The organism is Elusimicrobiota bacterium (assembly GCA_041658405.1).
Lineage (GTDB): Bacteria > Elusimicrobiota > UBA5214 > JBBAAG01 > JBBAAG01 > JBBAAG01.
Genome location: JBBAAG010000100.1, coordinates 1 through 9,374, shown reverse-complemented (window position 1 = coordinate 9,374; position 9,374 = coordinate 1). Strand labels below are relative to the sequence as shown.

Below are 9,374 nucleotides of genomic sequence, written 5' to 3'. Positions count from 1 at the left end.
CTTGATTACTACGCCTGCGGTAAGCTTGATGTTGATACCGCTGAGAAAGTGGTGAAAGGTATTGTTAACGGTTGCCGGCAAGCTGGCTGCGCGTTATTAGGCGGTGAAACCGCTGAGATGCCAGGATTTTATCCTGTTGGTGAATACGATATTGCAGGGTTTGTAGTAGGAATAGTTGACCGTGAAAAAGTTATTGATGGGTCCACAATAAAACCGGGGGATACAGTTTTGGGGCTGCCCTCCTCTGGCCCGCATTCAAACGGGTACTCGCTTATCCGAAGAGTGTTTAATAAACGCGGTGAACTTAAGAAATACGCAAAAGAACTTTTTGCGCCTACTAAAATATATGTAAAAGATATCCTCTCTTTACTCGCAAAAGGTGTGAAGATTAAAGGGATGGCGCATATTACCGGTGGCGGGTTCTACGACAATATTCCGCGGGTATTACCCAAAAACTGCGGGATCGTTATCCACAAAAAGTCGTGGGAAATACCAAGGATATTTGAAGTAATACAAAAACGCGGTAACGTACCGGAACACGAAATGTATCGTACTCTTAACATGGGTATCGGGTTAGTGATAGTTGCCGATGTTAAGAATGCTGCAAGAATAAAGAAGTTAATGCCCGCTGCGCGGTATATCGGTGAAGTGGTTAAGGGTAAATCCGAAGTGGTTGTTAAGTAACGGATGGGTACCAACGGTGTGGTCAACATCGGCGTACTGGTTTCAGGCGGTGGGACGAACCTCCAAGCTATTATTGACGCTGTTGAATCAGGGAAAATCACAAACGGCCGCATAGTGGTTGTTATATCGAACCGTTCAGACGCATACGCGCTTGAACGCGCAAGTAAACACGGGATCCCCGCAGTCTTCCTTGAGCGCAAAAAGTTTGGGGATAATAATGAGTATCATTCCGCAGTGAAAACCGAACTTGTGAATCATGATGTTGGGCTTGTAATCCTCGCAGGGTACTTACTAAAACTATCATCCGGATTTGTAAAACATTTCCATGGGAAAATATTGAATATCCATCCTGCCTTACTCCCTAAGTTCGGAGGGAAAGGGATGTATGGGCATTACGTTCATGAAGCTGTCCTTGCTTCTGGTGTGAAAGAGTCCGGGTGTACGGTTCATGTGGTTGATTCTGAGTATGACCACGGGAAAATTGTATTGCAATCAAAAGTACCGGTATTACCCGGGGATACACCGGAAACATTAGCGAAACGCGTACTTGTCGAAGAGCATAAGATTTTGCCGGAAGCTGTGCGAATGTTTACCGACGGTATACTGTGCAAATTAACTTCCAAAATTGACCCATCTTAATCTTGAATATTGACCCGGAGGAATGTATAATGCTATCGTCGGTAAATTCAAAGTGAGAGCTGGTTATTATTGGATGTTAAAAGTGGATCAAAACAGCAGGTTAATTTACAACCCGCTTCAGTTGAATCGTTGTACCAAAGGAATCTGCAAGTAATGTTGTATGTGAAAAAAAGAGGGGTATTATTTTTGTTATGTTTAAGAGTTTGTATAGATAAATGAAAATAAATATTTGGAGATGCATAATTTTATCTATCGGATTGATTATTAATACCACCTATTGTTTTTCATTTTCGTATGTTGGTACAAGAGGATGGGGTATGGGTGGTGCATGTATAGCGTCGATTGACGACGTGTCTGCAATATATTGGAATCCCGCGTTATTATCCAGAATTGAGAAATATCAAATGTTAATTGATTGCTATCTATCGATAGAATCTGAAAAAGACAACTCGTCAAAGTCCGATTTTAATGTTTATTATTTGAACACATATTTATTAGTAAGCAATATAGCAGTAGTATTTCCAACAAAAATTGGTAAATTGGGTTTTTCTATTAGTACACCGGAAATAAATGATCAAATGAGTTTTATTGAACATAATCTTCCAAATCAAGAAAGAACATCTACAAAACTTTCTTTTGCTTATTCAAACTATTTATACAATAAGCTAAACATTGGAATTAACTTAGCTTATTATTTTAATCGATTTGAATATGTTGGTATATTTGAATTGCTTGATTTAAAAGATCATGCATATCATTATAATTCTATTGGATATGATGTAGGTATAAGTTGTGAATTATTTAAGGAGTTGCTTAATTTAGGTTTGGTTTATCAGTCTTCTGTAAACATATCAACTTTACTATGGTTACCACAAAAGAATCAGTTAGATTGGGAAAATGTTTCTATGGGTTTTGCAATTTATCTTAACAAATGCTATACATTGGGATTAAAAGTGGGATATTTTCATTGGGGCAATAATGAGTTTTACTATCCGATATCTTTAGGAATTATTAAGAAGACAACAAAATATGATTTTTCATTCGGTTATTCTCAATTTGAACAACCCAATAATAATTCTATGAGCGATGCATTTAACACCGGAGACAAATATGGTTTTTTTTACTATAGGTATATATATTCCTAGTTATAAGTATGACTACAATGTTTCAATAACTTTGAGGACTAATGTGATTCCAATCTATCAGTCATCAATAGGGAAAACAGATATTATGTTTTCTATACTTAAATAAAGTAAGGACAGGGTTGGATTGCAAATTAACCTCCAAAAATGACCCATCTTAACCTTGAATTATGACCCGGGGGTGTGTATAATACAATCGTCGGTAAATGGAAGTAAGGGGTGGGTCAAAACAGCAGGTTAATTTACATATAGAGTACAAATTTAGTAAAATATTGGTGAATAAATAAGCTGTTAAATAGTTAGGAGGAAATTGATGATACCACGATATACGCGTGACGCAATGGCAACGATATGGTCAGACCAGCGTAAATGGGAGATAATGCTCCGTGTTGAAATATTTGCGTGTGAGTACTACAATAAAGCTGGGAAAATCTCTGCCTCCGACCTAAAGAATATTAAGACAAAAGCTAAGATCAATGTTGCACGGATAAACGCAATCGAAAAAGTTGTTAAACACGACGTCATCGCGTTCCTCACTCAGGTAGGAGAAGTCGTAGGCAAGTCCTCGCGGTTTATTCATATGGGGTTAACCTCCTCCGATGTTCTGGATACCGCGTTGGCGGTACAGATGAATGAAGCGTGTACACAAATTCTTACAGGCTTAACAGAACTTAAGAAAAGTACTGCACGGCTTGCGAAAAAGTATCGTAATACAATTATGATGGGCCGTACTCACGGAATTCATGCGGAACCTATTACTTTCGGGTTGAAAGCGTTATCCTGGCATTCCGAAATCCTTAGAGATATTGAGATGTTAAAACAAACAAAGGTGGATATTAGTTACGGCAAAATATCCGGTGCGGTGGGTACCTATGCGCATATTGATCCTGCGATTGAGGCTTATATCTGCAAAAAACTTGGGTTAAAAGTTGAGCCGGTATCCACACAAATAATACCGCGGGACCGTCATGCGCGGTACTTCAGCAGCCTCGCAGTCATAGCAGGGACGCTTGAACGTATTGCCACAGAAATACGGCACTTACAGCGTACAGAGGTTGGGGAGGCGTATGAGCCGTTTACCAAAGGGCAGAAAGGTTCTTCCGCAATGCCGCATAAGCGTAACCCTATTCTCAGCGAAAACATTTGCGGGCTTGCGCGGTTGGTGCGTTCCTACGCGATGGTTGGGTTTGAAAACATTGCGTTATGGCATGAACGCGATATCTCGCATTCCTCAGCGGAACGCGTAGCATTACCCGATGCGAGTATTGCCGTTGATTTTATGATGGCACGGCTTAACGGTATGCTCGCAAATCTTGATGTCCGGCCTGAGCAAATGAGGAATAATATGGCGTTATCCTCGAACGCAATATTTTCGCAGCGGTTACTCCTGCAGTTAGTGAATAAAGGCTTATCCCGCGAGGATGCGTATAAGGTTATGCAGGAAAATGCAATGGAAGCTACAAGGACAGGGGAAACTATGGAGAACCTTATCCTTGAAGATTCGCGTGTAACGAAGGTGTTAGACGCTAAAATAATCCGCGGGTGTTTTACGCTTGATTATTACCTCCGTAATATCAACGCTATTTATAAACGGTTTAAACTGTAATTTATCAAAAAAAGGATATCAAAACAAAATGTCAACACTTATTGTTGTGGGTACGCAGTGGGGGGATGAGGGTAAGGGTAAAGTCGTACACTTGCTTTCGCGTAATGCGGATTATATCGTGAGGTTTCAGGGTGGGAATAACGCAGGGCATACGGTAGTGTTTGACAAAAAAGAGTTTATACTCCACATTGTACCATCCGGGATTCTGGAGCCCAACAAAAAATGTGTTATCGGTAATGGCGTGGTGATTGACCCTAAAGCGTTGGTTGAAGAAATTAAGTTTCTTGAGACAAAAAATATTGATGTCCGCAAAAATCTTGTGATTAGCGACCGCGCGCATGTTATTCTTCCATACCATAAACACCTTGACCAGTGGAGGGAAGATGCGCTTGGGGGTAGGATTAAGATTGGTACCACAAAAAAAGGTATTGGCCCGGCGTACAGCGATAAGTTCGCGAGAATCGGTATCCGCATGGGCGATTATCTTGATGATAAAGAGTTCGCTAAACTTTTGGATTCCAACCTTGAGGATAAAGCGCCGATACTGAAACGGTTTGATAGTATTAAGAATATACGTGCTATAACTATGGCGGAACGAAAAAAAATATTGCCGGTTATTAAAAACTTAGTTGTTGATACCACAGTTCTTCTTAATAATATTGTGGATAAAGGCAAAAATGTTATTTTTGAAAGCGCACAGGGAACGTTACTTGACGTAGATTTTGGTACTTATCCTTATGTTACTTCATCAAACCCAACTTCGGGTGGTGCCTGCGCGGGGACTGGTGTTGGCCCGACTAAGATTGATAAAGTAGTGGGTATTGTTAAAGCATATATCACCAGAGTGGGGGAAGGGCCGATGCCAACCGAACTTAATGACAAAAACGGGAAGTACCTCCGTGCAAAAGGTGCGGAGTATGGGGCAACTACCGGACGTCCGCGTAGATGCGGATGGTTTGATGCTGTGGCAACCCGGCATGGGGTAAGAATAAACGGGATTAAGGATTTGGCGTTAACCAAGCTCGATGTTTTGGACGGTATTGATCCGATATATGTGTGTACAGCTTATAAGTATAAAGGTAAAGTGATTAAAGATTTTCCGTCAAGTATTAAGGTGCTCTCAGGATGTAAGCCGGTCTACAAAAAAATGCGTGGGTGGAAAGAGAAAACGTATGGCGTGAACCGTTACACCGATCTTCCGAAGGAAGCTAAGGTTTATATCGAAGAACTTGAACGCCTCACCGGTGCGAAGGTAGCGATGATCTCGATGGGCCGCAGCAGGGAAGAAACGATTCTTAAAGACCAAAAACTTATTGATTTTAAGTTTTGATCACAATACAATACAATGAATACCACTACCACAGGTTTGCGTATATGTATGCTCACCGCACGGTTTTATCCGCATCTCGGGGGGACTGAACAACAGGCATGGTATTTATCAGAGAAACTTATTGAGAACGGGTATACAGCGTTTATTGTCACCCAACGGTACCCTGGTACACTTCCAAAAACTGAATCTATCGGTAAAGTTAAGGTTATACGCTTGTCAACATTATGGGATGGATACAAAGGTTCATTTATTTTTGTATGGACAACTTTTTGGTGGTTGTTAATGCATGCGAATGAATACGATATTATTCACGCGCATCTCGCGTCTTCACACGCGGTTGTGGCGTTAAAGATAGGATGGTTATTACGTAAACCTGTAGTAATAAAGTTTGCGGGTGCACGCGCGACCGGGGATATTGGGACATCAAAAAAAGTTCCCTGGGGTGGGTTAAAACTTTCATTCTTACGCATTTTCGGTAATCGTTTTGTGTGCCCAAGTATGGAAGTTAAGGATGAGATGGTACTTAACGGGTTTAACTCTGATAACATCGCGGTGATCCCCAACGGTGTGGATACCAAAAAATTCGCACCTGCGGATGAAGGACAAAAGAAAAAGTTGCGCGTAACACTGGGTTTACCGGCAGAAGATAAGTTGTTTATCTATACCGGCCGGCTTCAGCCGGGTAAGGGGTTGGAGTTTATGGTAAAGACATGGAAAAATGTTTTAATAAAAGATAGTACCGCTAAATTATTAATCGTAGGTGATGGTGTGTTAATAGATGAATTGAAGAATCTAGCGGATGAATGCGGTATTACTAATAATGTTATCTTTACCGGAAGAGTTAATGATGTACCGGATTATTTACGTGCAGCTGATGTATTCGTCACCGCAAGTAAAGGTGAGGGTATGTCAAACGCGTTGTTAGAAGCACTGTCTTGCGGTATACCTGCAGTTGTGACGGATATCCCGGCAAATACGGTACTTGTAAAAAATAGGGTTAATGGGTTGGTATACAGCATTGATGATACTGAAATGTTTGTTAATATTGTTAACAGATTAATGTCAGAAGCTGGGTTATCACAAAAACTTGGCACTGCGGCTCATGAATCCGTACTTGCTAAATATAGTGTAGATACTGTTACCCAACAGTATATCCAGTATTATAAAAAACTTGTCAATAAACAGTGATACTCTGATAAGCAGCTTGCTAATATTTTGTATAATATCCCCAATAAATTGTTATTGATTTAATATTAATGTAAGTATTAGAAAGGTGTTTGCAGGTATGAACTACAAAATCTTAGTGACCGGCGGGGCAGGGTATATCGGATCAATGCTTGTCCCGCGCTTGTTGGAGCTCGGGAATAAAGTTACGGTAATCGATAATTTTATGTACTCTCCAAATTCGTTAGCGGAGTGTTGTAATAACAAAAACTTTGATGTTATCCGTGGCGATGCGCGGTCTGAAAAACTTATGAAATCGTTGGTTAAGGATAAAGATGTTATTATTCCTCTTGCCGCGCTGGTAGGCGCGCCGTTATGCGACCGTGATACCGTTGGGGCGGTTACTATTAATTACGAAGCTGTGAAAATGGTTACGAAGATCACCAGTAAGGCGCAGAGAATAATTTATCCTACAACCAACAGCGGGTACGGTATCGGTAAAAAAGGTAAGTTTTGTACGGAAACAACGCCGTTGAATCCTATCTCCTTGTATGGCAGGACTAAAGTTGATGCGGAGAAAGCTGTGCTCGACCGCGGGAATACTCTTACGTTCAGGTTGGCAACCGTGTTTGGTATGTCGCCCCGTATGCGGATTGACCTTATGGTGAACGACTTTGTTTACCGCGCGGTTACGGATAGGTTTATCGTACTATTTGAAGCGCATTTTAAACGTAATTTTATACATATCCGTGACGTTGTGCGCGCGTTTGTTCATGCGATTGAAAATTTTGATGACATGAAAAATAAGCCGTATAATGTTGGGTTATCCGACGCTAACCTATCAAAACTCGAACTTTGCGATAAAATTAAGGAGTATATCCCGGGGTTTACAGTACTTGAAGCGGCAGTGGGGGAGGACGTGGATAAACGCGATTATATCGTTTCTAATAAGCGTATCGAAGCAACGGGGTATAAACCCGAACACAGTTTGGATGACGGGATACAGGAACTTATCAAAGGATACAGGATAATACGAAATTTTAGGTACGGTAATGTCGGGTAATAGTGGTGTAACAGCGGTAATTCTTTGTGGCGGGTTAGGTACGCGGTTGCGGCCGGTTGTTAACGACGTACCAAAACCTATGGCAAAGATTAAGGGGAAGCCGTTTTTGGAAATACTGGTTTCGTACCTCATAAAAAACGGGGTAACAAATATTGTGTTCTCTACAGGATACGGTGCGGAGGTTATAGAAACCCATTTCCGCGGGTTACACGGTTTAAACGCAGAGCTTATATTTTCGCGTGAAGCTAAGCGGTTAGGAACTGCCGGGGCAGTAAAACTTGCGGAAAAGGTTATCAAAACATCTGAGTTTGTTGTACTCAACGGTGATACGTTATGTGCGGTAAACCTTATGGATACTGTCGGGTACCACCACAAAAAAAATGCTGATGTAACTGTTGTTGTAACTGATAAGGTTAATACAGGAGATACCGGTAATATTTTGATGGATAATGATAACAGGATTATCAGGTTCATAGAAAAACAAGCACCTGTCTCGAAAAAAAATAAAACGTTTGTTAATGCAGGGATATATGTTATGAACAAATCTGTGCTTAATATGATACCGGTAGATACTGAATTTTCTTTTGAACACGGAGTATTCCCAAAACTTGAAGGGATATACGGGTATATAACCGATCAAACGTTTATCGATATCGGTACACCGGAACGGTATAAATTTGCAAATGAGGTGATTAAGGTTTGAGTGTAAATACCAGGATCGCTAAAGCGTATGTTATCCTGATAACCACCAGTGTTATCGGGCATATATTGAGTTTATTCAAAGAAGTTATGGTAGCGAAATATTTTGGGATCTCAAATTTGATGGACGCGTTTTATGCGGCGCTTGCATTACCTAACCTTATTACCGGTGTTATAGCGTCAGCGTTCGGGCTGGTATTTTTACCGATATTTGTTAAGTACAAAACTGTTAATAAGGAAGAAGGTAACCGTATCGCAGCGATTGCGGTGAATTATATTTCCTTACTCCTGGCGTTAACTTCTGTATTATTGTTCATCTTTGCGAAACAGTGTGTTCATTACATATTCCCCGGGCTTGATGGCAATACCGCGGTTATTACGGTCAAGATATTGAAGATACTGAGTGTAACAGTGTTTTTTACCGGGATAATCGGGATCTCAACCTGGATACTAAACGCATACGAACATTTTTTCGCACCGTCATTCTCACAGATTTTTATTACTATAAGCATTTTAGCGTTTTTGTTCTTATTTGTTGATAAACTCGGGGTTTATGTTTTTGCATGGGGAACTGTTGCGGGGTTGGCGGTACAACTGGTATTTATCTTACCGTTTATGAAGAAGGAAGGGTATAGGCATTACTGGGATTTTAATCTTAACCACCCGGCGATTGAACAGGCGGTAAAGCTTAGTTTTTTTCTTGTTATACTGAACTTTATCTCAGGGTTAACCCCGTTGATCAACAGAATAATGGCGTCCTGGCTGCCTACCGGCAGTATTGCTGCGCTTGCGTATGCTGATAAGCTTGTACAAGTACCCCTGATAATATTTTCGGGTTCAATCGCGACAGCGATCTATCCATTTTTTGCAAAACAGCTTGCCGAGAATAAGATTGACGATATGCGGGATACCCTTGCGACGTCTATCAAGATGACAGGTTTTATCTTTATTCCTATGGCAATTATTTTGATGATACTCGCAAAACCCATAATCCAGGTATTGTTTCAACGGGGTGTCTTTGATGAGCAAGCGACTAGTATAACAGCA

Annotated in this window: 9 protein-coding genes; all 9 read left to right on the top strand. The window is 40.8% G+C overall.

Annotated features, from left to right (window positions below):
• Positions 1-684 (top strand): phosphoribosylformylglycinamidine cyclo-ligase (gene purM / locus WC955_12180; GenBank protein ID MFA5859810.1); only part of this gene is annotated, 684 nt, incomplete at its 5' end.
• Between the two features lie 18 nt (positions 685-702).
• Positions 703-1,323 (top strand): phosphoribosylglycinamide formyltransferase, encoded by a 621-nt coding sequence (gene purN / locus WC955_12175; protein ID MFA5859809.1) that lies wholly within the window; start codon positions 703-705, stop codon positions 1,321-1,323.
• 215 nt (positions 1,324-1,538) lie between these two features.
• Positions 1,539-2,468, top strand: coding sequence for a hypothetical protein (locus WC955_12170; protein ID MFA5859808.1), 930 nt, complete (start codon positions 1,539-1,541; stop codon positions 2,466-2,468).
• A gap of 310 nt (positions 2,469-2,778) precedes the next feature.
• A complete protein-coding gene (purB, locus tag WC955_12165) occupies positions 2,779-4,071 on the top strand; it encodes an adenylosuccinate lyase (protein MFA5859807.1) in 1,293 nt (430 codons plus the stop codon).
• Between the two features lie 28 nt (positions 4,072-4,099).
• Positions 4,100-5,401, top strand: coding sequence for an adenylosuccinate synthase (locus WC955_12160; protein ID MFA5859806.1), 1,302 nt, complete (start codon positions 4,100-4,102; stop codon positions 5,399-5,401).
• A gap of 15 nt (positions 5,402-5,416) precedes the next feature.
• Complete coding sequence (locus tag WC955_12155; protein MFA5859805.1) at positions 5,417-6,589, top strand: glycosyltransferase family 4 protein; 1,173 nt, start codon at positions 5,417-5,419, stop codon at positions 6,587-6,589.
• A 97-nt stretch (positions 6,590-6,686) separates the two neighbouring features.
• A complete protein-coding gene (locus WC955_12150; protein MFA5859804.1) occupies positions 6,687-7,628 on the top strand; it encodes an NAD-dependent epimerase/dehydratase in 942 nt (313 codons plus the stop codon).
• Positions 7,618-8,331, top strand: a complete 714-nt coding sequence (locus WC955_12145) for a sugar phosphate nucleotidyltransferase (GenBank protein ID MFA5859803.1) — start codon at positions 7,618-7,620, stop codon at positions 8,329-8,331. The genes WC955_12150 and WC955_12145 overlap by 11 nt, the downstream gene beginning before the upstream one ends.
• A partial coding sequence (locus WC955_12140; protein ID MFA5859802.1) for a lipid II flippase MurJ occupies positions 8,328-9,374 on the top strand: 1,047 nt, incomplete at its 3' end. The genes WC955_12145 and WC955_12140, both read left to right, overlap by 4 nt.